The 24053-nt window shown below is 74.9% G+C and carries 15 protein-coding genes; 5 read left to right on the top strand and 10 right to left on the bottom strand.

What is annotated here, in order from left to right; translation table 11 throughout:
• Positions 1 to 64: 64 nt before the first annotated feature.
• From V2S66_RS03015 to V2S66_RS03000, 4 genes are all read right to left on the bottom strand, one after another.
• Positions 65 to 1456 carry a M16 family metallopeptidase gene (locus V2S66_RS03015; RefSeq protein ID WP_330792795.1) on the bottom strand — a complete coding sequence of 464 codons (1392 nt, stop codon included), beginning with the start codon at positions 1454 to 1456 and terminating at the stop codon, positions 65 to 67.
• Positions 1453 to 3684, bottom strand: coding sequence for a polyribonucleotide nucleotidyltransferase (locus V2S66_RS03010; protein WP_330792794.1), 2232 nt, complete (start codon positions 3682 to 3684; stop codon positions 1453 to 1455). The genes V2S66_RS03015 and V2S66_RS03010 overlap by 4 nt, the downstream gene beginning before the upstream one ends.
• Before the next feature lie 322 nt (positions 3685 to 4006).
• Positions 4007 to 4294, bottom strand: a complete 288-nt coding sequence (gene rpsO / locus V2S66_RS03005) for a 30S ribosomal protein S15 (RefSeq protein WP_033173003.1) — start codon at positions 4292 to 4294, stop codon at positions 4007 to 4009.
• A 140-nt stretch (positions 4295 to 4434) separates the two neighbouring features.
• The gene (locus V2S66_RS03000; RefSeq protein ID WP_330792792.1) at positions 4435 to 5025 is read right to left on the bottom strand and encodes a chloramphenicol phosphotransferase CPT family protein; all 591 of its coding nucleotides are present in this window, start codon (positions 5023 to 5025) and stop codon (positions 4435 to 4437) included.
• Between the two features lie 255 nt (positions 5026 to 5280).
• On the opposite strand from V2S66_RS03000, the gene V2S66_RS02995 reads away from it, so the two are divergent.
• From V2S66_RS02995 to V2S66_RS02975, 5 genes are all read left to right on the top strand, one after another.
• Positions 5281 to 9213 (top strand): SCO5717 family growth-regulating ATPase, encoded by a 3933-nt coding sequence (locus tag V2S66_RS02995; RefSeq protein ID WP_413966266.1) that lies wholly within the window; start codon positions 5281 to 5283, stop codon positions 9211 to 9213.
• Positions 9214 to 9419: 206 nt separating this feature from the next.
• A complete protein-coding gene (locus V2S66_RS02990) occupies positions 9420 to 10349 on the top strand; it encodes an ATP-binding cassette domain-containing protein (protein ID WP_330792791.1) in 930 nt (309 codons plus the stop codon).
• Positions 10346 to 11185: an ABC transporter permease subunit gene (locus V2S66_RS02985; protein ID WP_330792790.1), complete on the top strand. Its 840-nt coding sequence runs from the start codon at positions 10346 to 10348 to the stop codon at positions 11183 to 11185. Before V2S66_RS02990 ends, V2S66_RS02985 begins: the two co-directional genes overlap by 4 nt.
• A 30-nt stretch (positions 11186 to 11215) precedes the next feature.
• Positions 11216 to 12535: a sensor histidine kinase gene (locus V2S66_RS02980; protein ID WP_330792789.1), complete on the top strand. Its 1320-nt coding sequence runs from the start codon at positions 11216 to 11218 to the stop codon at positions 12533 to 12535.
• Positions 12532 to 13302 (top strand): response regulator transcription factor, encoded by a 771-nt coding sequence (locus V2S66_RS02975; protein ID WP_330792788.1) that lies wholly within the window; start codon positions 12532 to 12534, stop codon positions 13300 to 13302. The genes V2S66_RS02980 and V2S66_RS02975 overlap by 4 nt, the downstream gene beginning before the upstream one ends.
• 29 nt (positions 13303 to 13331) lie before the next feature.
• Here V2S66_RS02975 and V2S66_RS02970 read toward each other — a convergent pair whose 3' ends face one another.
• The 6 genes from V2S66_RS02970 to infB all read right to left on the bottom strand — a co-directional run bounded on the left by V2S66_RS02970 (position 13332) and on the right by infB (position 23924).
• Positions 13332 to 14288, bottom strand: coding sequence for a bifunctional riboflavin kinase/FAD synthetase (locus V2S66_RS02970; RefSeq protein ID WP_330792787.1), 957 nt, complete (start codon positions 14286 to 14288; stop codon positions 13332 to 13334).
• A gap of 219 nt (positions 14289 to 14507) precedes the next feature.
• The gene (locus V2S66_RS02965; RefSeq protein WP_330792785.1) at positions 14508 to 18578 is read right to left on the bottom strand and encodes a trypsin-like peptidase domain-containing protein; all 4071 of its coding nucleotides are present in this window, start codon (positions 18576 to 18578) and stop codon (positions 14508 to 14510) included.
• Between the two features lie 375 nt (positions 18579 to 18953).
• Entirely contained in the window at positions 18954 to 19850 is an 897-nt protein-coding gene (truB, locus tag V2S66_RS02960) for a tRNA pseudouridine(55) synthase TruB (RefSeq protein WP_330792784.1), read from the bottom strand.
• Positions 19847 to 20368 (bottom strand): 30S ribosome-binding factor RbfA, encoded by a 522-nt coding sequence (gene rbfA, locus V2S66_RS02955; protein WP_330792783.1) that lies wholly within the window; start codon positions 20366 to 20368, stop codon positions 19847 to 19849. The genes truB and rbfA overlap by 4 nt, the downstream gene beginning before the upstream one ends.
• 62 nt (positions 20369 to 20430) lie before the next feature.
• Positions 20431 to 20724: a DUF503 domain-containing protein gene (locus tag V2S66_RS02950; RefSeq protein WP_330792781.1), complete on the bottom strand. Its 294-nt coding sequence runs from the start codon at positions 20722 to 20724 to the stop codon at positions 20431 to 20433.
• A gap of 80 nt (positions 20725 to 20804) precedes the next feature.
• Positions 20805 to 23924 (bottom strand): translation initiation factor IF-2, encoded by a 3120-nt coding sequence (infB, locus tag V2S66_RS02945; protein ID WP_330792780.1) that lies wholly within the window; start codon positions 23922 to 23924, stop codon positions 20805 to 20807.
• Positions 23925 to 24053: the final 129 nt, after the last annotated feature.

Raw genomic sequence — 24053 nt, 5'->3', positions numbered from 1 at the left:
TAAGGACCGCGCACCTATGGTGCGCGGGTATTACACGCGCGCGGGCCGCCGCGCGCTCACGCGGTCACGCGAGTGCCTCGTGCAGGCGTGCGGCCTGCTTGTCCTTCACCGGCCCTATGACCGCGAGCGAGGGCCGCTGTCCCAGTACATCGCGGGCCACCTCGCTCACTTCCTGCGGGGTCACCGAAGCGATGCGGGCCAGCAGGTCGTCCACGGACAGCTGCTCGCCCCAGCACAGCTCGCTCTTGCCGATCCGGTTCATCAGCGCGCCGGTGTCCTCCAGGCCCAGCACCGTCGAGCCGGAGAGCTGCCCGATGGCGCGGCGCAGCTCCTCGTCGGTCAGCCCGTGCTCGGCGACCTGCTGCAGCTCGTCGCGGCAGATCTTCAGCACCTCGGGAACCCGCCGCGGCTGGCAGCCGGCGTAGACGCCGAACATGCCGCAGTCCGCGTAGGAGGAGGTGTACGAGTACACGCTGTAGGCCAGGCCGCGCTTCTCGCGGATCTCCTGGAAGAGCCGCGAGCTCATGCCGCCGCCGAGTGCGGCGTTCAGGACGCCGAGGGCCCAGCGGCGGTCGTCGGTACGGGACAGGCCGGGCATGCCGAGCACCACGTGGGCCTGCTCGGTGCGCCGGTCCAGCACCTCGACGTGGCCCGCGGCGCGCAGCGCCCGCGAGCCGCCGCGCGGCGGCACCGGGACGGCGTCGCCGTCGCCGAGCGCCCCGGCCCGCTCGAAGGCGCGGCGGACCTGGCGCACGACGCTGGCGTGGTCGACGTTGCCCGCGGCGGCGACGACCAGGCGGGTCGGGTCGTAGTGCTTGCGGTAGAAGCGCGCCACCTGGTCGCGGGTCATCGCGTTGATGGTCTCGACGGTGCCGAGCACCGGGCGGCCGAGCGGGGAGTCGCCGAGCAGCGCGGTGGTGAACAGGTCGTGCACCTGGTCGCCGGGGTCGTCCTCGGTCATGGCGATCTCTTCGAGGACGACGCCGCGCTCCGCGTCGAGGTCCTCCTGCCGGATCAGCGAGGACGTGAGCATGTCGCAGACCACGTCGATGGCCAGCGGCAGGTCGGTGTCGAGGACCCGCGCGTAGTAGCAGGTGTACTCCTTGGCGGTGAACGCGTTCATCTCACCGCCCACGGCCTCGACGGAGGCGGAGATCTCCAGCGCGCTGCGCCGCTGCGTGCCCTTGAACAGCAGGTGTTCGAGGTAGTGGGTGGCGCCGTTGAGGACCGGTGTCTCGTCGCGGGAGCCCACGCCGGCCCAGATGCCGAAGGTGGCGGAGCGGACGGTGGGCAGCGTCTCGGTGACGACCCGCAGGCCGCCGGGGAGCACGCTGCGGCGCACCGTGCCGACACCGTCGGTGCCGGGCAGCAGGGTGCGGGTGCGGGTGGCCCGCGTGCGGACGGCCCGCCCCTCGGTCGAGGGGCGGGCCGTCGCAGCGGTGGAGCGGGTCGTCACTTGGCCGACTCGTCCTTCGCGTCGTCGTCACCGTCTGCGGCTTCGCCTTCGCCGTCGATCACGGGGATCAGGGAGAGCTTGCCGCGCTGGTCGATCTCGGCGATCTCGACCTGCACCTTGGCGCCGACGCCGAGGACGTCCTCGACGTTCTCGACGCGCTTGCCGCCGGCGAGCTTGCGGATCTGCGAGATGTGCAGCAGACCGTCCTTGCCGGGCATCAGCGACACGAAGGCGCCGAAGGTGGTGGTCTTCACGACCGTGCCCAGGTACCGCTCGCCGACCTCGGGCATGGTCGGGTTGGCGATCTGGTTGATCATCGTGCGCGCGGCCTCGGCCTGGGAGCCCTCGGTCGCGCCGATCAGCACCGTGCCGTCGTCCTCGATGGAGATGTCGGCGCCGGTGTCCTCCTGGATCTGGTTGATCATCTTGCCCTTGGGGCCGATGACCTCGCCGATCTTGTCCACCGGGATCTTGATGCTGATGATCCGCGGCGCGTTGGGGGACATCTCGTCCGGGGAGTCGATGGCCTCCATCATCACGTCGAGGATGTGCAGGCGGGCGTCGCGGGCCTGCTTGAGGGCCGCGGCCAGCACGGACGCCGGGATGCCGTCGAGCTTGGTGTCCAGCTGGAGGGCGGTCACGAAGTTCTTGGTGCCGGCGACCTTGAAGTCCATGTCGCCGAAGGCGTCCTCGGCACCGAGGATGTCGGTCAGCGCGACGTAGTGCGTCTCGCCCTCGATCTCCTGCGAGATCAGGCCCATGGCGATACCGGCGACGGGGGCTTTGAGGGGCACACCGGCGTTCAGCAGCGACATGGTGGAGGCGCAGACCGAGCCCATCGACGTGGAGCCGTTGGAGCCGAGCGCCTCGGAGACCTGGCGGATCGCGTAGGGGAACTCCTCGCGGGTCGGCAGGACCGGGATCAGGGCGCGCTCGGCGAGCGCGCCGTGGCCGATCTCGCGGCGCTTGGGGGAGCCGACGCGGCCGGTCTCGCCGACGGAGTACGGCGGGAAGTTGTAGTTGTGCATGTAGCGCTTGCGCGTCTCGGGCGCCAGCGTGTCGAGCTGCTGCTCCATCCGGAGCATGTTGAGGGTGGTGACGCCCAGGATCTGGGTCTCGCCGCGCTCGAACAGCGCCGAGCCGTGCACCCGCGGGATCGCCTCGACCTCGGCGGCCAGGGTGCGGATGTCGGTGACACCGCGGCCGTCGATGCGGACCTTGTCGCGGATGACGCGCTGGCGGACCAGCTTCTTCGTCAGCGAGCGGTAGGCCGCGGAGATCTCCTTCTCACGGCCTTCGAACTGCGGCAGCAGCTTCTCGGCGGCCAGGCCCTTGACCCGGTCGAGCTCGGCCTCGCGGGCCTGCTTGCCGGCGATGGTCAGCGCCTGCGCCAGCTCGCCGGTGACCGCGGACTCCAGCGCCTCGAAGACGTCCTCCTGGTACTCCAGGAAGATCGGGAACTCCGCGGTGGGCTTGGCGGACTTGGCGGCCAGTTCGGACTGCGCCTTGCAGAGCACCTTGATGAACGGCTTGGCGGCGTCCAGGCCGGAGGCGACGATCTCCTCGGTCGGCGCCTCGGCGCCGCCCTCGACGAGCTTGATCGTCTTGTCGGTGGCCTCGGCCTCGACCATCATGATCGCGACGTCGCCGTCGTCGAGCACCCGGCCCGCGACGACCATGTCGAACACGGCCTCCTCGAGCTCGGTGTGGGTCGGGAACGCCACCCACTGGCCCTTGATCAGCGCGACGCGGACGCCGCCGATCGGGCCCGAGAAGGGCAGGCCGGCCAGCTGCGTGGAGCAGGAGGCGGCGTTGATGGCGACCACGTCGTAGAGGTGGTCGGGGTTGAGCGCCATGACGGTGGCGACGATCTGGATCTCGTTGCGCAGGCCCTTGACGAAGGACGGGCGCAGCGGGCGGTCGATCAGCCGGCAGGTCAGGATGGCGTCCTCGGAGGGACGGCCCTCGCGGCGGAAGAAGGACCCGGGGATCCGGCCGGCCGCGTACATGCGCTCCTCGACGTCCACCGTGAGGGGGAAGAAGTCGAAGTGCTCCTTGGGCTGCTTCGAGGCGCTGGTGGCCGACAGCACCATGGTGTCGTCGTCCAGGTAGGCCACGGCGGAACCGGCGGCCTGACGGGCCAGGCGGCCCGTCTCGAAGCGGATGGTGCGGGTGCCGAAGGTGCCGTTGTCGATCACGGCTTCGGCGTAGTGGGTCTCGTTCTCCACTATGGGGTTTCTCCTCGTCCTTGCCCGCAGGGCGTCTCCCTGGCGGGCCATCGGTGGAGGGGCGTCCTGCCGGGGCCGGTCTTCGATCGAAGCCTCCGGGGGTGTTCCCACCCGGGGGCCACTACCGAGGACCGGCGCATGCGGCGGATAGGAGGACGCTCCTCCTCATTCGTTGTCAACGGCACCATTGCACCAGACGACGCGGGGATCGCGCACGTCATGTGCACAGGCCGTCGCCATGTGCATACGGGACCGGCGTGTCCGGCACATATGCCAAAGGGAGCGGCCCCGTCGAGACGGGGACCGCTCCCTCCACGGCGTCCTAGCGAACGCCCGCCGCGCCGGCACGGATGCCGAGGCGCTCGCGGAGCTCACGGAAGCGGGTGATGTCCTTCTTGGCCAGGTACTGCAGCAGACGGCGGCGCTGGCCGACCAGGATCAGCAGACCACGACGGCTGTGGTGGTCGTGCTTGTGGGTCTTGAGGTGCTCGGTCAGGTCCGAGATCCGGCGCGACAGGAGCGCGACCTGGACCTCGGGGGAGCCGGTGTCGCCCTCCTTGGTGCCGAACTCGGCGATGATCTGCTTCTTCGTCTCGACGTCGAGCGACATACGGACTCCTCAGGTTTTGTGTGGCCTCCGAGCGCCCCCGGTCTTCATCGCGGGGGAATCTCACGGAACTCGCGAGGCGAGGCCACGCGGGTGAGCACACGCGTGACCGTCACCCAGAGTACCAGCCCGCGACGGCCTCCTTACCCGCGGGTCATCTCCGGCGCCGCGCCGTGTCCCGCGGCGCGCAGCCGGGCGAAGGCGGTGGGCGCCTCGCCGCGGGCGACGGCCGACTCGACGTGCGCCTTCACCAGCTCGGCGCAGGCGCGGGGGGACGCCGCGCCGGTGTCGCACTCGACGTCGTAGACGCCGTGCGCGTGCACCTTTCCGTACTGCAGTGCTGCCAGTCCCCGCGGCCTGTCGCCGCGGGCGCGCTCGCGGCGCTCCAGCTCCGGGAGCGGGCAGTGCACGCCGACGAGGAAGACGTCGGCGCCGGCCAGCACCTCCAGGCAGTCCGCGAGCCGCCAGGGCTCGCTCAGCACGTGGTCGACGACGAGGTCGTTGCCCGCCGCGGCCATCCCGGCGATCGCCCGGTGGTATCCCATCCGGGTGCGCCGCAGCACGTCGTCCAGCCGCTCGGGCGCGACCTCCCTGTCGGCCCGCATCGCGCCGACGGCGTCGACCGCCAGGTGGAAGTAGGGGTCGCCGTCGAGAATGCGCAGCAGCTCACCGGCGATGGCCGATTTGCCCGAACTGGAGGTGCCGTTGAGGAAGATGATCCGACCACGCCGCATACCGATCATCGTATCGACGGCCTGTCGGTGCGCGGGCGGCGGGAGTTGGAGGCGCGGGCTGTGGTGAGCCGCCGCGCAGGGCGGGTACGGGGCGGGTACCGGCCCTTGCGGGACGGCGGTGTTCGTGCCGGGCGGGCCTGACGCCCACCGGGGACCGGCGATTAGTCTTGCCCTGAACGGGGAGGGTCGACGGGCAGTGCGGCGCTGGGTACGGCGCGTCGCGGGGCGCTCGGCCGCAAAAGACCAGGAGGCACAGTGAGCAGCGATCGGGACGAGAACCGCGTGGCCGGGGCCGCCCCTGTCGAGGACGCGTCCGAGTCGGACTACACCGGGGAGTTCAGCCTCGGCCCGAGGCTGCCCGCCTGGTACATGCAGGACTCGGGGAGCCGTTCGGACACATCGCAGGACGCGTCACAGGAGGAGTCGCAGGAGGAGTCGGCGGACGGGTCGCAGGAGGAGACGGCCGACCGGTCCGCTGATGAGGACGCGGACCGGTCGCAGCGCGGCTCATCCGGCCGCGACGCGCAGCCGGGGGCGGGTCAGGAACCGCGGCCCGCACCGGCGTTCGGGCCGCCTGCCGCGGACCGGGCGGCCGCGCCGCCCCCTTCCGCGTCGCCTTCTTCTGTGCCGACTTCTTCCGTGCCGCCCGCGCCCGCCGGCGGCTCCGCGTCGCCGCAGAGCTGGTCGGCCGCGTCCGTGCCGTCGATCCCGCTGCCGACCGCCCCGCCGGCGGAGCCCGGGACCGTGTTCGCGCCCGAGTCGGCGGCCGACGGGACCGACGACGGGGCCGCCGGCGACGAGCCCGTACGGGAGCGGTCCGTACCGGAGGCCACCGCCGAGGAGTCCGCTCACGAGGCCGCGCGCGAGGTCGAGCCGGAGCCCGCGCACGACGAGCCGTCGTGGTCGGCGTCGTCCTGGTCGGCGTCGTCCGTTCCGCTCGGGCCCGGGGCGGCGCAGCCGGCGGCCGACGAGGCGGGGCCGCAGGGCGGGGACGCCGCGCCGGACGAGGCACCGGATGCGCCGCAGCCCGCGGAGCCGCGGGCCGACGCCACCATGCGCTTCTCCGCGGCCGCGCTGCGCCGGGAGATCGAGGAGCGGGCGGGCGAGAAGCTCCCCGGGAGGGCGGAGGACGCGGAGCCGGTGGACGAGCCCGAGCGCGAACACGGCCGCGAGCAGGAGCACGAGCACGAGCACGAGGCGTACCGCGAGGCGGGCGAGGTTCCGGTGGAGGCGGCCGCCGCCGAGGCCCAGGAGGAGGAGGCCGCGGAGGTCGCTGAGGCCGCGCCGCCCAAGCGCGCCCCGGTCTGGACTCCGCTGCCGCCCGGCGCGAACCCGTGGGCGCCCGCGCCGCCGCAGGGCCCGGTACCGCCGCTGCCGCCGGCGTACGAGCGTGCGGACGTCCCGCTGCACTCGGGTGGCCACAATCCGCCGGCGCCGCAGGACGGTCCCGCCTATCCCCCGCCGACGGGCCGGCCGCTCGCGCCGATGCACCCCGGCGGCCACAACCCGCCCGCGCCGCAGGGCGGGCAGCCGTTCACGCCTCCCGCGAGCGAGCCGCCGCAGGACTTCTCGCCGCGGCCCGAGGCGCCGCGGCCCGAGCCGCAGCCGCCGGCCGCCCCCGCGCCGGGGCTCGACTTCCCGCCGCCCACCGGCAGTCCGGTGATCCCCGCGGAGTACGGCGTCCCGCAGCCAGGGCCCCAGGGCGGCTACGCCTTCCCGCCGCCCGCGCCGCTGCCTCCTGCCGCCCAGTCCCCCGCGGCCCCGTCCGCGGCAGTCCAGTCCCCCGCGCCCGCGCCGCCGGTGGAGGAGCCGCACGGGCAGCCGGGGCCCGCCTTCCCGGCGCCCGCCGCACCCCAGCAGAACGCACCGCAGCAGAACGCACCGCAGCAGAACGCGTCCGTGCCCGGCCAGGGCGGCTACGGCTTCCCGCAGCAGCAACAGCCGCCGACCGCTCAGCCCCAGCAGGGGCAGGAGCAGCCGCCGCGGCCCGCGCCCGACGCGCAGCCGCAGCCGTATCCGCAACCCCTCCCGCCCGCGCAGGCCGGCTACGGGTTCCCGCAGCAGGCACCGCCGCCGCAGGCCGAGCCCGGGCCCGCGCAGCCGCCGGCCGCCGAGGACCGGCTGCCCGCGCCCGGCCCGTACGGGTATCCCCCGGCCGACCCGCGGCCGTCCGACGCGGCGCACGGCCCGACTCCGGTGCCGCCGGCCGGTATCCCGCACCAGCCGCAGGGTCCCGAGTCCGGTTGGCCGGGTCAGCCGCCCCAGCCGCAGCCTCAGCCCCAGCCGCAGGCGGAGCAGTTCCGGCCGCCGCAGTCGGGTGCGCCGCAGTTGCCGCCGGGGCAGGGTGGCTACGGCTTCCCGCAGCAGGCGCCGCCGCAGGCGGAGCCCGGCCCGCTGCCGCCGCTGCCCGCCCAGGGCGGCTACGGCTTCCCGCAGCAGCAACAGCAGCAGCAGCAGCCCGAGCGGCAGGACCCGGCCGCCGGCCCGGGCCGCACCGAGCAGCCCGCACCCCCCGCACAGGTCCCGCAGGTCCAGCAGGTCCCGCCGGCACCGCAGCCTCCGCAGGTGCCGGGGCCGCCGCAGCAGCCGCAGGGCTACACCCCGCCGGTCGACCCGCGCGCCGGGGGCTGGCCGACGGTCACGCCGGACCAGCGCCAGCGCACCGCGCAGGGCGGTGCGCCGCTGGGCTACACGGCGGCCGTCGAGCTGTCCTCCGACCGCCTGCTGCGCAACCAGCCGAAGCCGAGGAAGCCGGGCGCCAACGCGCAGCCGTCGCGGTTCAGGATCGGCGGCAAGAAGGAGGAGGCGGAGCGGCAGCGCAAGCTGGAGCTGATCCGCACGCCGGTGCTCTCCTGCTACCGGATCGCGGTGATCAGCCTCAAGGGCGGCGTCGGCAAGACCACCACGACCACCGCGCTGGGCGCCACGCTGGCCAGCGAGCGGCAGGACAAGATCCTGGCGATCGACGCCAACCCGGACGCCGGCACGCTCGGCCGCCGGGTGCGCCGCGAGACCGGCGCCACGATCCGCGACCTGGTGCAGGCGATCCCCTACCTCAACAGCTACATGGACATCCGCCGGTTCACCTCGCAGGCGCCCTCCGGTCTGGAGATCATCGCCAACGACGTGGACCCGGCGGTCTCGACGGCTTTCAACGACGAGGACTACCGGCGGGCGATCGGCGTGCTCGGCCGGCAGTACCCGGTGATCCTCACCGACTCCGGCACCGGGCTGCTCTACAGCGCGATGCGCGGCGTGCTGGACCTGGCCGACCAGCTGATCATCGTCTCGACGCCGTCGGTGGACGGCGCCTCCAGCGCCAGCACCACGCTGGACTGGCTGTCCGCGCACGGATACGCGGAACTGGTCGCGCGGAGCATCACGGTCATCTCCGGGGTGCGCGAGACCGGCAAGATGATCAAGGTCGAGGACATCGTGTCGCACTTCACGACGCGCTGCCGCGGCGTGCAGGTGGTGCCGTTCGACGAGCACCTCGCCGCGGGCGCCGAGGTCGACCTCGACATGATGCGGCCCAAGACGCGCGAGGCGTACTTCAACCTCTCCGCGATGGTCGCCGAGGACTTCGTGCGCGCGCAGCAGGCGCAGGGGCTGTGGACGCAGGACGGCTCCAACCCGCCGCCGGTGCAGGCTCCGCCGATGCCGGGCCACCAGGGCGGCCAGGACGGCGGGCAGGCCGGTCCTTACGGCGGGGCGCCGGGGCCCTACGGGGGCGTCGCGCCGGGTGCGCCCGCGGGCTACCCGCAGCAGGGCGGTTATCCGGCGCAGCCGGGGCAGGCGCCGCAGCAGCCGGGCCGGCCCGGTCAACCCGGCCAGCCGGGTGGGCCGTTCCCCCAGCAACCGGGCCAGCCGCAGTACGCGCTGCCGCCCGGGCAGGTCCCGCCGGGCCAGTACGGGGTGCCGCCGCAGGCCCCGCAGCCGTATCCGCCGGCCCAGCCGGGGACGGCGCCGCAGCCGTTCCAGCCGCAGTCGCTGCAACCCCAGGCGCCGCAGCCGCAGCAGGGCTGGCCGCAGCCGGGGCAACCGCCGTACCCGGGACAGCCTGGTCCGCCCGCGCAACCCGGCACCCCGCCGCAGGGTCAGCCGGATGGGTCAGCCCAGCTGCCGCCGCACCAGCGGCCGCAGGACCCCGAGGGCTACGGCTACCCGCCGCCGCCCGCACAGCAGTAGCCGCCCTGCCGCAGGGGCCGTCGCGCGGACCGCGCGACGGCCCCTGCGCCGTTCGGGTGAGCCGTACACCGCGGGTCGTACGTGGGGTAAGACCGGGGTGGCACATGGGCGCGAGCAGAATCCGCCCGTAGATCGTCGTGCGGGCGGGGTCGTGGCGGAGACGATGGAACTCCACCGTCCATCGACGCACGATCCGAGGACCACCCATGATCGAAGCCCACGCTCTGACCAAGCGCTACGGCGAGCGCGCCGCTGTGACCGACCTCGGCTTCACCGTCCGCCCAGGAGTCGTGACCGGCTTCCTCGGGCCCAACGGCGCGGGGAAGTCGACCACGATGCGGATGATCCTGGGCCTGGACGCCCCGACGTCCGGCTCGGTCACCGTCAACGGCAAGCAGTACGTCCAGCACCGTGCGCCGCTGCACGAGGTGGGCGCGATGCTGGAGGCCCGCGCCATCCACACCGGGCGGACTGCCTACAACCATCTGCTGGCGCTGGCGGCCACCACGGGCATAGGGCGTCGCCGGGTGGACGAGGTCATCGACATCGTGGGTCTCCGCGAGGTGGCCAGGAAGCGCGTCGGCGGCTTCTCCCTCGGCATGGGCCAGCGGCTGGGCATCGCCAGCGCGCTGCTCGGCGATCCGGCCACGCTGGTGCTGGACGAGCCGGTGAACGGCCTGGACCCGGAGGGCATCCTCTGGATCCGGACGCTGCTGAAGGACCTGGCGGCGGAGGGCCGCACGGTGCTGCTGTCCTCGCATCTGATGTCGGAGATGGCGCTGACCGCCGAGCACCTCATCGTGATCGGCCGGGGCCGGCTGATCGCCGACACCTCGGTGGCGGAGTTCGTGCACGCCGCGGCGGGGACGTCGGTGCGGGTGCGCACCGACGAGGCGGAGTCGCTGCGCAGGCTGCTGGCCGGGCCGGACGTGGCGGTCGCCTCGGTCGACTCCCAGGTGCTCGAAGTGACCGGGCTGAGCAGTGACCGGATCGGCCGCATCGCCGCGGACGCCGGCATCGCGCTGGCCGAACTCACCCCGCAGCAGGCCTCGTTGGAAGAGGCGTTCATGGAGCTGACCAGGGACGCCGTGGAGTACCACGCGCCCGTGCGCGAGAAGGAAGGACAGCCGGCATGACGACGACCACGCTCTCTGCGGCCCCGGCGCCGCAGACCTCCGTCACGCCCCCGCGCGGGCACGTGACCCCGCTGCGGGTGCTGCACTCCGAGTGGATCAAGCTGCGGACCCTGCGCTCCACCTTCTACACGCTGCTGGCCGCGATGGTCGCCCTGATCGGCCTGGGCGCGCTGTTCTCGTCCTTCACCGCGAGCCACTGGACGAGCATGCCGGCGCACGAGCGGGCGACGTTCGACCCCTCGCTGACCAGCCTGCGCGGCTACTTCCTGGCGCAGCTCGCGGTCGGTGTGCTCGGTGTGCTGGTGATCAGCGGCGAGTACGCGACGGGCATGATCCGCGCGTCGCTGGCGGCGGTGCCGCGCCGGCTGCCGGTGCTGTGGGCGAAGGCTGCGCTGTACGCGGTCGTGGTGTGGGCGCTGACGACGGTGAGCGCGCTGGTCGCCTTCCTGGCCGGCCAGGCGCTGATGTCGTCCCGGCACATCGGCGCCTCCCTGGGCGACCCGGGAGTGCTGCGGGTGGTGCTGGGCGTGCCGCTCTACCTGACCGTGGTGGGCGTGCTGGGGGTGGCGATCGGCGCGCTGATCCGGAACACGGCGGGCGGCATCGCGACGGTCTTCGGGCTGCTCCTCGTCGTCCCGGTGCTGGCCGAGGCGCTGCCGTCGTCCTGGGCGAACCACGTGAACCAGTGGCTGCCGAGCAACGCGGGACAGTCCCTGCTGACCGTGCACCACGAGGCGCACACCTTGCAGCCGTGGACCGGGTTCGCCGTCTTCTGCCTCTATGCGGTGGTGGCGCTGGCCGGCGCGGCCGTCCTGCTGAAGCGCCGCGACGCCTGAGAGGGTGGGGAGATGCAGGGGGAGGGACGGGTGAACGCTGCGCCGGCCGGGGTGGCCGGTGCGGCTGGGGCGGCCGGCGCGCTCCCGCTGGGAGTCCTGCCGGCCGGCTCCCGCGCCCCGCGCCCCGGGCGGACAGCCGGGTCGGCGGCCGGTCGGGCGTACACCGCAGGCCGGCGGCTGGTCGGGGAAGCGCGGCGCCGTGTGGGGGTGGCGGCGTCGCCGTGGGTGGTGGACGCCTGCCTGGCAGGCGGCCTGTTCGCGCTGCTGAGCGCTGTGCTGCGCGGGCCGATGATCCATCACACCGCGGTGCTGGTGCCGGCCCATCTCGCACTGGTCGTGCCGCTGGCCTGGCGCAGGCAGGCGCCGCTCGTGGTGTTCGGGTGCGTGGCGGGGGCGGCGTTCGTGCAGTGGCTGGCGGATGTGCGGACGCCGGCCGACGCCGCTCTCCTGCTGGCCCTCTACACGGTGGCGGCGACCCGGGACCGGGGCCGGATGCTGGCGGCCTTCGCGGTGCTGGAGGCCGGCATCCTGCTGGCCACGCTTCGCTGGTCGCTGCACGTTCGCCCGACGGCGATGTTCGTCTCGCTGTCGGCGATGGCCGTCGCAGCGACGGTCATCGGCGCGAACGTCCGCGGACGGCGTGAGCGGATGACGTTCCTGGAGGACCGCGCGGTGCGGCTGGAGCGCGAGCGGGATCAGCGGGCCCAGCTCGCCGTCGCGGGCGAACGCGCCCGTATCGCACGGGAGATGCACGACATCGTCACCCACAACCTGTCGGTGATGGTGGCGTTGGCGGACGGCGCGGTGTTCGCCCAGGACGCCAGCCCGGAGCGGGCGGGCGCGGCGATGCGGCAGGTGGGTGTCACCGGGCGGCAGGCGATCACCGACATGCGCAGGTTCCTGGGGGTGCTGCGGGCCGACGAACCGGACGCGCTGCGTCATCCGATGCCCGGGATCGCGCAGCTGGGGGCGCTGACCGAGCAGGTGCGGGCGGCCGGTCTGCCGACCCGGCTGGAGATAGCGGGCGAGCCTGCCGCGGTGGGCGGCGCGGCCCAGCTGACCGTCTTCCGGCTGGTCCAGGAGGCGCTGACGAACACCCTCAAACACGCGCCACCGGGGGCCCGGGCGGAGGTCCGGCTCAGCTGCCGGCCGGACGCGGTCTCCCTCACGGTGACCGACGACGGCGCGGGGGTCGTCGGCGGCGACCCGTCCGGCGCGCTGGGGCACGGCCTGCCGGGGATGCGGGAGCGGGCGGCGGCCTACGGCGGCCGGCTGGCCGCGGGACCACAGCCCGGCGGCGGCTGGCGAGTGGCCGCGGAGCTGGACCTGACCACGGTGGAGGTGCCATGACCGGGACGGCTGAGCGCACACCGGCCGACGTCCCGCGCGAGGTCGCGGAGGACACGACGGCAAGGGAGGACGTGGCGGAGAGGGACGCGGGGCGGGACACGATCCGGGTGCTGCTGGTGGACGACGAGCCGCTGCTGCGGCTGGCGTTCACGATGGTGCTGGACGCGCAGTCCGACATGGTGGCGGTCGGCGAGGCGGGCGACGGCGCGGAGGCCGTGCGCAAGACGCGGGCGCTGCGTCCTGACGTGGTGCTGATGGACGTGCGGATGCCCGGGACCGACGGCATCGAGGCGACCGCCCGCATCATCGAGAGCTGCCCGCAGTCGCGGGTGCTGATCCTGACGACGTTCGACCTGGACGAGTACGCGTTCGCCGGGCTCAGGGCGGGGGCCTCCGGGTTCCTGCTGAAGAACGCGCTGCCCGAGGAGCTGCTCGGGGCGATCCGCGCGGTGGCCGCGGGGGACGCCGTGGTGGCGCCGCGCATCACCCGCCGGCTGCTGGAGCACTTCGCGGACCGGCTGCCCGGGTCCGGCGCGGCGGACGGCGGCCAGTCCGACGGACGGCTGGCCCGCCTGACCGCGCGGGAACGCGAGGTCCTGGTGGAGGTCGGCCGCGGGCTGTCCAACGCCGAGATCGCCGGGCGGCTGCACCTCGCCGAGGCGACGGTGAAGACACACCTGAGCCGGATCCTGCTGAAGCTGGAACTGCGCGACCGGGTCCAGGCGGTGGTCTTCGCCTACGAGACCCGGCTGGTCCGCCCGGCCTGACGGGAAGGGGGGCGGGGACGGGAGAGGGGTCAGGACTGGGACGCGGTCACGTCGACCAGTTCGCGGGCCCGCTTCACGTCGTCGGCCATCCGCTCCAGCAGGGCGTCGATGGTGTCGAATTTCTCCATGCCGCGCAGGTAGGCGACGAAGTCGACGGCGACGTGGAGCCCGTAGAGGTCGAGGTCGACGCGGTCGATGGCGTACGCCTCGACGGTGCGGGCGGTGCCGTCGAAGGTCGGGTTGGTGCCGACGGAGATCGCCGCGGGCATGGCCTCGCCTGCGACGTGCAGCCAGCCCGCGTAGACGCCGTCGGCGGGGATGGCGGTGTGCGGGACGGTCTCGACGTTGGCCGTCGGGTAGCCCAGTTCGCGGCCGCGCTGGGCGCCGCGGACGACGACACCCTCGACGCGGTGCGGCCGGCCGAGGATCTCGCCTGCGCCCTCCACGTCGCCCTCGGCGACCAGGCGCCGGGTGAGCGTGGAGGAGAAGGGCTCGCCGCCGCCCGCCTCGCCGCGTACGAACAGGTCCACGACCTCCAGGTCGTAGTCGTACTTCAGGCCGAGCGCGGAGAGGAAGTCGACGTCGCCGGCGGCGCGGTGGCCGAAGCGGAAGTTGGGGCCCTCGACGACGAGCTTGGCGTGCAGGCCGTCCACGAGCACCGTGCGGATGAACTCGCTCGGCGTGAGCTTCGAGAACTCGCTGGTGAAAGGCAGGATGAGCAGGGCGTCCACGCCGAGTTCGGCGATCAGCTCGGCGCGCCGGTGGTGGGCGGCGAGCAGCGGGGGGTGGCTGCCGGGGCGTACGACCTCGCTCGGGTGCGGGTCGAAGGTCACGACCACCGACGGCAGCCCCAGCTCACGGGCCCGCTGCACGGCCCGCCCCATGATCAGCTGGTGGCCGCGGTGCACCCCGTCGTACGAGCCGATCGTGACGACGCTGCGGCCCCAGTCACCGGGAACGTCCTCCAAGCCCCGCCAGCGCTGCACCTTGACGCTCCGCTTCTTGTTTCTTGTTCTCTTCGCCGTTTTCACAGACCTGCTGGGCCAAGCCTGCCATGCCGCCCGGTGGCCGTGCCCATCGGCACGTCCCGCACGGCCCGCCGCCGCGGCGGCGACCTGCGGGACCGCCGCCAGTGTGACGTCGGCCGCGCACCGGCGCCGTGCCGCCGGCGGGCCGCCGGTGGGCCGTGGCGGCGCGGTCGGCTCTCACGCCACGGTGTCCAGGCGGCGGCGGGCGCTCGGGCCGATCAGCGCGTCCCAGCTGCCGCCGTCCGCGAGCCATTCCCTGACCTGGCCGGCGAAGGTCGGCGCGGCGGCGGCCAGTTCCACGATCCGGCGGTCGAAGCGGGCGGTGCCCTCGGGGGTGCGGCCCATCAGCAGGCCGAGCCGGTGCACGAGGTCGCGGGTGAGCAGCGGGTGGCGGCGGCGGGCGCCGTCCGCCGCCGCGGTGAGCAGGGCGTCCAGCACCACGGGGTCGCGTTCGGTGGCCAGCACGGAGTCGAGCAGCTCCTGGCGCAGCGGACGCGACAGATGGCTGCCGGGAGCGGCGAAGACCGCCGCCAGCGTCCGCCGCACCTGCGCCGGGTGGTCGCGCAGCAGCGCGGCGGCCAGTGGCAGCAGCACGGGGCGCGCGTCCGGCCCCTGTTCCAGCCGCAGGTCCAGATGGTGGGCGACGGCCGCGGCGTGTTCCGGCCGGCGCCGCAGGTGCTCCTCCACGAGGGCCGCGGTGCGCCGGGCGAGCGCCGGCTGCGCGGGTCCGGCCAGCTCGGCGAGCACCACGCGGGCGGTGGCCTCGTCGGCGTGCCGCAGCCGGGCGGCGAAGGCGGCGAGCACCGGTTCGGGGTCCGTTGCGAGCGCCTGGGTCAGCGCTGCGGGATGCAGGCCGCCGCAGGCGTCACCGGCGGCCCCGGCGGAGCCGAAGTGCCGCAGTGCGGCGGGAAGATGGCGCGCCCGGGTGTCCGGGTCGCGCACCAGCAGCCCGAGCGCCACTCCGTGCAGCGTGCAGTCGCCCGGCCTGGCCAGCAGGGTGAGGGCGGCGTAGCGGAGGAGTTCGCGGTCGGCCCGCGTGGGTGCGAACGGCGCGGCGCGGGGACCGTAGGTCGCCGCCGCGACGTGGCGGTCGGGCCGCGGGTCGTGCGCCCAGCGGTCGACCGCCCGGCACATCGCGGACGGCTCGTCCTCGGCGAGCACGCCGAGCACCTCGTCCGCGCCCGGGTGTCCGGCCGCCACCAGCGCCTCGGTGAGGTCGTCCAGGGCCGGCCGCCGGTGCGCGTACAGCAGCGCCTGGGTGGCCGTCGCCACGGTGAGCCGGCCGGGTGCGGGCCGCACCGTCCGCAGCGGGCGGTCGTCGGTGAACCATCCGCACACGACGGGCAGCGCCCGCGCCGGGTCCTCGCGCAGCATCGCGGCGACGGCGTCCAGGTAGCGGTCGGCGCCTCGCGGCCCGTCGCCGCGCCGCGCCCGGCCGTCACCCGCGGGGGGCGCGGGCGGCGGGTCGGCGGGCAGCAGGACGCGCAGCAGGTCCAGCCGTTCGGCGGCCGGCAGCGGCACGCGGCGCCAGAACCACGGCCCGAACCCGCCCAGGCCGCCCATCCCCGCCGCGTGGAAACCGCCGGCGTCCACCGCCCCGACGACGACGCTCCCCGCGAGGTCGCGGAGGACCTCGCGCAGCGGCGCCGCGTCCGCGACCCGCAGCAGCACCTCGCGCAGCAGGTGCGCGGCCCACCACACCGCCTCCGCCTGGCGTACGGCCTGCGCCGGCCAGGCCCGGCCCGGTCGCGGCGCGCCCGCCGCCGCAGTCGTCGGGGTCTCCCCCGGCGTACGGCCTTCGGGGCGGCGGTCGCAGGGCGCGGCGCCCGGCAGCCGGCCGATCCAGCCGGGCAGTCCCGCGGTGGGCGGCCCGGTCGGCGGCCCGGTAAGAGGCTCGGTCGAAGGCCCTGTCTGCGGCGGGGCCGCGGCGCCGGGGCGTTGGGGGCGGGGGTTGGGCACCGTGTCGGCGTCCAGGTCGGCCGGCGGCGCGGCGGGCGCCGGGGCCGGCGGCGCGGGCGTGACCCGGGTGGGCGGTGGAGTGTGCCGGTCCAGGACCCGGACGAGCGCGCCCAGTTGGGCGGCCAGCGTGCCGGGCGGGGTGAGCAGCATCGCCTCGACGACCGCGCCCGCGCGGTGCCGGGGCACCGGCAGCGACCGCGGGAAGTGCGGTGGCGCGACCGGGGGAGCCGGCGGCACGCAGGGCGGCGCGGCGGCGCGCGCGGCCGGACGGGACGGCAGCCGGACGGGCGCCTCGGCCGCCGCCGAGGACTGCGCGAACCAGCGGTGCACCAGCGCGTGCAGCGCGGCGTCCACGTCGAGGTGCAGGGACTGCAGCCAGTCCGCCAGCCCTTCGTGCGCGAAGCGGTAGCCGGCTCCCGCCGGCACCAGCAGCCCTTCGGTGAGCACGGCCGACGCCCAGCCGGTGCGCCAGGGGAAGAGCTCCTCGAACGCCTCGCGGTCCAGCTCGCCCTGTCCTGGGCCGAGGCAGCGCCTCGCCGCCTCGTGCGCCGCGCCGGTCACCCTGGCCGCGAGCCGCCGCACCGCGGTGCCGCGCGCCTGCGGCTGCGCCGCCGAGGCGGCGGCGAGCCGTAGGGCGATCCGCAGGCACACCAGGTCGAGATACGCCGAGAAGATCTCCACCCGGCTGGGGGGCCCGGTCGGCGCGGGACCGCGGTCCGCGTCCCCGGGCGCCGGGGTGCCGCCGCCCGCGACGGCGTCCTCGGGCTGCTCGTCGTCCTCGTCCTGCGGCAGCGCGGCCCGCACCTGCGACAGCAGCCGCAGGGTGAGCGGGTGCGCGGCGTCGGCGGCCGCCACCGAGCCGGCCGGCAGGCCGTAGCGCGCGCGGGCGCGCGCGGCCTGTCCGGGGGTCAGATCGCCCAACCGCAGACACGCCGGCAGCTCCCGTCCCCCGGCTCCCCCCGGCCCGTCCTCGGCACGACTCGCCGAAGCCGCCGAAGCCGCCGGCCCGGCGGAGGCCGGGTCGTGGAGGATCTCCGGCGGGAGCAGCGCCCCGGCCTGCTCCCAGAACTCGGGGCGGCAGGCCACGACGAGTCGGGTGCGGCCGGTACGCAGCCAGGCCGCGGTGGCGGCGGTCCAGTCGGGGAGGGCGTGCGCGAGGACCGGCGGCATCTCCTCGGGGGCGTCGAGCAGCACGAGCAGCGGGCGGCCCGCGGTGCGGGCCAGTCCGGCGAGAGCGTCTGGCGAGGCGTACAACGGCTCGCCCGGATCGGTGGCGCCGACGGCTCCCGGGACTCCGGCGGCGGTGACGACGCGCGCCGCGGTGCGCAGCGCCCGCTCGACGGCGTCCTTGATGCCGCCGTCGCCCGGCCGAAGGTCGGCGCCGCGCAGCCGGAGGGTGGGGGCGGGCGCGGGTGCTTCGGCGCGGCGGGCGGCCAGCCGGGCCAGTTCGGTGCTGCGGCCGGTGCCGGGCTCGCCGACCAGGCCCAGCACGAGGGGCGCGGGCTCGCCCGGCGCGGTGAGGAACTCCTCCAGCGCCGTCGCCACTTCGGGCCGTTCGACCGGCTCACGCCACGGCGCGGGGCCCGCCGCGGAGCCGGTCGTCGTGCCGGTCAGCCGGAGCGCCCCGGCGAGGTTCAGGTGGGCGCCGTAGCAGGGCACGGTGGCGGCGTTGCGCGCCAGGAGCGCGGCGAGCGCGGCGGGCGTGCGCCGGGCCCGCAGCGGCAGCGCGAAGCCGCCGGCGCGGTGCCCCGCGTGCAGGGCGAGGGCGGACGCGACGACGGCGAGCACCGCGCCGGTCTCGGCGTCCAGCAGCGGGGCGCCGGACACCTGCGGCGGCACCGTGTGCAGGTCGAGGCCGTCGAGTGCGATCTCGTAGACCTCGTCGAGGAGGTGGAAGCGGTCGGTGGCCGTGTAGGTGACCGCGGTGGTGCCGACGACGGTGCCGGCGACCGGCTGCGGCAGCCGGACGACGGCCCGGCGGTCGGGGTGGGCCGGTCCCGAGGGGGCGATGGGCAGCGGCGGCAGGCCGAGCCCCTCGGTGGCGACCAGGGCGAGGCCGGTCTCCGGCAGCGCGGTGACGGCCGCGGCCTCGACCAGGCAGACCTGGTCCCCGGGGCCGTGCAGGACCAGCCGGGCCAGCCCGTCGACCGCCTCGTGGCTGGTGACCATCGTGCCCTCGGCGTCGGCGAGGAAGCCGGTGCCGCGCGGCCGTCCGGCGAGGTCGCGGACGCGGATCAGCGCGTCCGCGGCCGTACGGTGTCGTCCCGCTGCGTCCTGGCGTGCCGCCATGCGGCGCCCTCCCCGCGACCTGCCCCCGCCGCTGCGGAAGCGCCCCGTTTCGTCCCGCTTCGACGGTAGGTGTGCGGTGATCTCCCGCCTAGATCACGGGACGAAAGCGCCCCCTTGCGCTCCCTCTGTTCACTCCGAGCGCCTGCCCGTTGGAGTGATTTCGCGGCGCCAGGTGGATAGGGAGAGGTCAGGGGGGCGGAGGGGATCGTGGAGCGGGACCGCTCAGGGGACAGGCGGTCCCGCTGCTCGGTGCCCTCACCGGGCGTACCCCGTGGGGGTACGCGGCTCCTCGCGGTACGGGCCCGCGCGAGGGCGGGACCTCCGCGACGGTACGGGCGCGGTCCCACGGACGGGGACCGCGCCCGTCTCCGGGGCTCAGGAGGCGAAGCCGGCGACGATCTTCGCCTGGCCGCCCTTCTCCTCGACCAGTGCGAGGAAGCGCCCGTCGGGGCCGAAGACGGCGTTCGGGCCACCGGCGAGCGCGGGCGCCTCGATCCGCACGCCGTGCCCCAGCAGCCGGGCCTGGTCGGCGTCGACGTCCCAGCGCGGGAAGGCCGCCGCGGCCGCGTCCTCGATGGGCAGCACGGCGAGGGACTCCTCCAGCTGCTCCAGGGTGCGCGCGCCCTCGATGCCGTACGGGCCCACCCGGGTGCGGCGCAGCGCCGTGAGGTGGCCGCCAGTACCGAGTGCGGCGCCGAGGTCCCGGGCCAGCGCCCGGATGTAGGTGCCGGACGAGCAGACGACGGTGACGTCGAGGTCGAGGAGGTCCGGCGCGTCCTGCGGCGTCCGCACCTCGCGCACGGTGAAGGAGTGCACGGTCACCGGCCGGGCGGGCAGCTCGAAGTCCTCGCCCTCCCGCACCCGGGTGTAGGACCGCACCCCGTTCACCTTGATGGCGCTGACCTTCGAGGGCACCTGCTGGATCGGCCCGGTGAGCGCCGCGATCCCGGCGTCCACGGCCTGCCGGGTGACCCCGGCGGCCGGCGCGGTCGCCGTGACCTCGCCCTCGGCGTCGTCGGTGACCGTGCTCTGGCCGAGCCGGATCGTCGCGGCGTACTCCTTCTCGGTGAGCGCGAGGTGGCCGAGCAGCCGGGTGGCCTTCTCGACGCCGATCACCAGCACGCCGGTCGCCATCGGGTCGAGCGTGCCGGCGTGCCCGACCCGCCGGGTGCCGGCCAGCCGGCGCATCCGGGACACCACGCCGTGCGAGGTGAGCCCGCCGGGCTTGTCGACGATCACCAGCCCGGAGGGGGCCTGCTGTGCGCGTGTCATCCCGCCGACGGACCGTCCTGGCCGGCGTCCTTCTCGGGAGCCGCGCCGGCGCCGGCGTCCAGGTCGAGGTCCGCGTCTTCGTCGTCGTCCGCGTCCTCGTCCACCGGCTTGCGGTACGGGTCGGCGTCGCCGGCGTACTGCGCGTCGGTGGCCGTCTTGCGGACCTCCTCGTCGGCCGCGCGGGCCCTGGCGAGCAGGTCGTCGATGGTGCGGGCGTTGTCCGGCAGGGCGTCGGCCACGAAGGCCAGGGTCGGCGTGAACCGCACCCCGGTCTGCCGCCCGACCTCCGAGCGGAGCACGCCCTTGGCGCTCTCCAGGGCGGCCGCGGACGCGGCGCGCTCCTCGTCGTCGCCGTAGACCGTGTAGAAGACCGTCGCCTCCCGCAGGTCGCCGGTGACCCGGGTGTCGGTGATGGTCACATAGCCCAGCCGGGGGTCCTTGATCCGGCGCTGCAGGGTCTCGGCGACCACGACCCGGATGCGGTCCGCCAGCTTGCGCGCCCGCGCGGTGTCGGTCATCGTTCTTCTTCTCTCTTCTCCGGTTTCGGCCGCCGGGGCCTGTCGTGGCCCCGGGAGACGGCTCAGTCGTCGTCGCCGTGGATCCGCTGCCGTGCCGACAGCAGCTCCACCTCGGGCCGGGCGACCATCCACCGCTCGCACCGGTCGAGTACGTCCTTGATGTGTGCCACGTCCCCTGACACCACCGCGATTCCTATCTCCGCCCTGCGGTGGAGGTCCTGCTCTCCGGTCTCCGCCACGCTGATCCCGAACCTGCGGTGCAGTTCGGCGACGATCGGGCGGACCACGGACCTCTTCTCCTTCAGGGACCGTACGTCACCCAGGAGCAGGTCGAAGCACAACGTGCCTGCATACATGTCTACGACGGTACAGGCGACGGCCGGGGCCGATCGACGGAATTACTTCCGCCGACCGGCCCCGGCCGGTCCGCACGCGATCAGCCGCGCGGCTTCTCGCGCATCTCGTACGTCGCGATGACGTCGTCGATCTTGATGTCGTTGTAGTTGCCGAGGTTGATACCGCCCTCGTAACCCTCACGAATCTCGGTGACGTCGTCCTTGAAGCGGCGCAGGCCCTCGATGTTGAGGCTCTCCGCGATGACCTTGCCGTCGCGCAGCAGGCGCGCCTTGGTGTTGCGCCTGACCTCGCCGGAGCGGACCAGCACACCGGCGATGTTGCCGAGCTTGGAGGAACGGAAGACCTCGCGGATCTCGGCGGTGCCGAGCTCCACCTCCTCGTACTCCGGCTTCAGCATGCCCTTCAGGGCCGCCTCGATCTCCTCGATGGCCTGGTAGATCACCGAGTAGTAGCGGACGTCCACGCCTTCGCGCTCGGCCATCTGGGCGGCCCGGCCGGCCGCTCGGACGTTGAAGCCGATGACGATGGCGTCGGAGCCGGTCGCCAGGTCGATGTCCGACTCGGTGACCGCACCCACACCGCGGTGCAGGACGCGGATGTCGACCTCGTCGCCGACGTCGAGCTGGAGCAGCGAGGACTCGAGAGCCTCCACCGATCCGGACGCGTCGCCCTTGATGATGAGGTTGAGCTCCTGCACCAGGCCGGCCTTGAGTGCCTCGTCCAGGTTCTCCAGGGAGAACCGCACGCCCTTGCGGGCGAAGCGGACGTTGCGCTCGCGGGCGGCACGCTTCTCGGCGATCTGCCGGGCGGTGCGGTCCTCGTCGACGACCAGGAAGTTGTCGCCGGCGCCGGGCACGTTGGTCAGACCGAGGACGAGCACCGGAGTCGACGGGGTCGCCTCCTCCACGTTGTCGCCCTTGTCGTCGAGCATCGCCCGCACGCGGCCGTACGCGTCGCCGACCACCATGGTGTCGCCGACCCGCAGGGTGCCGCGCTGCACCAGGACGGTCGCGACGGCGCCGCGGCCCTTGTCCAGGTGCGCCTCGATCGCGATGCCCTGCGCGTCCTGCTCCGGGTTGGCCCGCAGGTCGAGCGAGGCGTCGGCGGTCAGGATGACCGCTTCGAGCAGCGAGTCGATGTGCAGACCCTGCTTGGCGGAGATGTCGACGAACATCGTGTCGCCGCCGTACTCCTCGGCCACCAGACCGAACTCGGTGAGCTGGCCGCGCACCTTGGTCGGGTCGGCGCCCTCGACGTCGATCTTGTTGACCGCGACCACGATCGGCACGTCGGCCGCCTTGGCGTGGTTCAGCGCCTCGATCGTCTGCGGCATCACACCGTCGTTCGCCGCCACCACGAGGATCGCGATGTCGGTGGACTTCGCACCGCGGGCACGCATGGCGGTGAACGCCTCGTGGCCCGGGGTGTCGATGAAGGTGATGGCCCGCTCTTCGCCGTTGACCTCGGTGGCGACCTGGTAGGCGCCGATGTGCTGGGTGATGCCGCCGGCCTCGCCCGCGACCACGTTGGTCTTGCGGATCGCGTCGAGGAGGCGGGTCTTGCCGTGGTCGACGTGGCCCATGACGGTCACGACCGGCGGGCGGGAGACGAGCATCTCCTCGCCGCCCTCGTCCTCACCGAACTCGATGGAGAACGACTCGAGCAGCTCGCGGTCCTCCTCCTCCGGGCTGACGATCTCCAGCACGTAGTTCATCTCGCCGGCGAGCACCTCGAGGGTGGCGTCGGAGACGGACTGGGTCGCCGTGACCATCTCACCGAGGTTGAGCATCACCTGGACGAGCGACGCCGGGTTGGCGTTGATCTTCTCGGCGAAGTCGGTGAGCGAGGCGCCGCGCGACAGGCGCACGGTCTGGCCGTTGCCGCGGGGCAGCAGCACGCCGCCCACGGACGGGGCCTGCATGGCCTCGTACTCCTGGCGCCTCTGGCGCTTGCTCTTGCGGCCGCGCGCCGGACGGCCGCCGGGGCCGCGACCGAACGCGCCCTGCGTGCCGCCACGGCCGCCGGGGCCGCCGGGACGTCCGCCGAAGCCGCCGGGACGGGGGCCGAAGCCGCCGCCACCGCCGGGAGCGCCACCGCCGGGACGGGGGCCGCCGAAGCCGCCGCCGCCACCACCGGGACGACCGCCGCCGCCGGGACCCGCGGGACGGCCGGCGAAGCCGCCGCCGCCACCGGGACGACCGCCGGGACCGCCCGGACGACCGCCGCCGGGACCGCCGGGACGGCCACCGGGGCCGCCGGGACGGCCGCCGGGGGACGGCGCCGGACGCTGGGGCATCATGCCCGGGTTCGGGCGGGGGCCCGAGGACTGCGGACGGGGCATGCCGCCGGGCGCCGGACGACCGCCGCCGGGGCCTGCCTGGCCGCCGGGCGCACCGGGACGCGGGGCGCCGCCGGGACGCGGAGCGCCACCGGGACCCGCGGGACGCGGGGCGCCGCCCTGGCCGCCGCCGGGACGCGGCGCGCCGCCGGGGCGCGGCATGCCGGTGGAGCCGGAGGTGAACGGGTTGTTGCCGGGACGCGGGCCCGCGGGGCGCGCGCCGCCGGGGCGGGCACCGCCCTGGCCGGGGGCGGGACGGCCGCCCGGACGGGCGCCTCCGTCACGCTGCGGCCGCGAGTCGCGGGAGTCGCGGGACTCCCGGGAGTCGCCCTGGCCGCCGGCGGCCGGACGGGCCGGACGGGGACCGGGGGTCGCGCCGGAGCGCGGGGCCGCCGGCGTCGTCGGCGCGGCGGGCGCCGCCGGGGGTGCCTGGAACTCCGCCGCGGGCACCGGGGCCGCCGGGGCGGCCTTCGCCGGGGCGGGGGCCGGAGCCGGGGCCGGCTTGGGGCCCGGACGCGGACCGGGCGCCGGCGCGGAGCCGGTGCTCGGGGCGGACGGGGCCGCGGGGGTGACGGGGCCGCCGGCCGGCTTGGGCGCCGGGGCAGCAGGACGAGCCGACGCACCCGGGGTGGGGGCCGGCTTCGAGGGCGCCGCCTTGCGGGGCGCCGAGGGCTTCGCAGCGGACTTGCCGGCGCCGCCGCCGGGTCCCTGGAAAGCGTCAGTCAGTTTTCGGACAACCGGTGCCTCGATGGTCGAGGACGCCGAACGGACGAATTCGCCGAGTTCTTGGAGCTTGGCCATGACGACCTTGCTCTCGACTCCCATCTCCTTGGCGAGTTCGTATACCCGGACCTTAGCCACTTCGCTCCTTCTAGGTCCGGGGTGGTCGTCCGCCGGACCGTCGCTACTTCATGGGCGTACTCATCGCGTACTCATCGAGTGCTCATCGCAATCTCGACCTACTTCCATCTCGCGAGGTACCTGACCGCA

The organism is Actinacidiphila polyblastidii, from assembly GCF_036353415.1.
In the GTDB taxonomy this organism is placed as follows: Bacteria; Actinomycetota; Actinomycetes; order Streptomycetales; family Streptomycetaceae; genus Actinacidiphila; species Actinacidiphila polyblastidii.
The sequence above is the reverse complement of the archived record's forward strand: the minus strand, read 5'-3'. Positions and strand labels throughout refer to the sequence as shown.

Bases quoted from the DNA above. Each gene is read 5' to 3' on its own strand.
- truB (WP_330792784.1), bottom strand. From the start codon at position 19,850: ATGACACGCGCACAGCAGGCCCCCTCCGGGCTGGTGATCGTCGACAAG.
- V2S66_RS02975 (WP_330792788.1), top strand. From the start codon at position 12,532: ATGACCGGGACGGCTGAGCGCACACCGGCCGACGTCCCGCGCGAGGTC.
- V2S66_RS03000 (WP_330792792.1), bottom strand. From the start codon at position 5,025: ATGCGGCGTGGTCGGATCATCTTCCTCAACGGCACCTCCAGTTCGGGC.
- rbfA (WP_330792783.1), bottom strand. From the start codon at position 20,368: ATGACCGACACCGCGCGGGCGCGCAAGCTGGCGGACCGCATCCGGGTC.
- rpsO (WP_033173003.1), bottom strand. From the start codon at position 4,294: ATGTCGCTCGACGTCGAGACGAAGAAGCAGATCATCGCCGAGTTCGGC.
- V2S66_RS02965 (WP_330792785.1), bottom strand. From the start codon at position 18,578: ATGGCGGCACGCCAGGACGCAGCGGGACGACACCGTACGGCCGCGGAC.
- V2S66_RS02985 (WP_330792790.1), top strand. From the start codon at position 10,346: ATGACGACGACCACGCTCTCTGCGGCCCCGGCGCCGCAGACCTCCGTC.
- V2S66_RS02990 (WP_330792791.1), top strand. From the start codon at position 9,420: ATGATCGAAGCCCACGCTCTGACCAAGCGCTACGGCGAGCGCGCCGCT.
- V2S66_RS02950 (WP_330792781.1), bottom strand. From the start codon at position 20,724: ATGTATGCAGGCACGTTGTGCTTCGACCTGCTCCTGGGTGACGTACGG.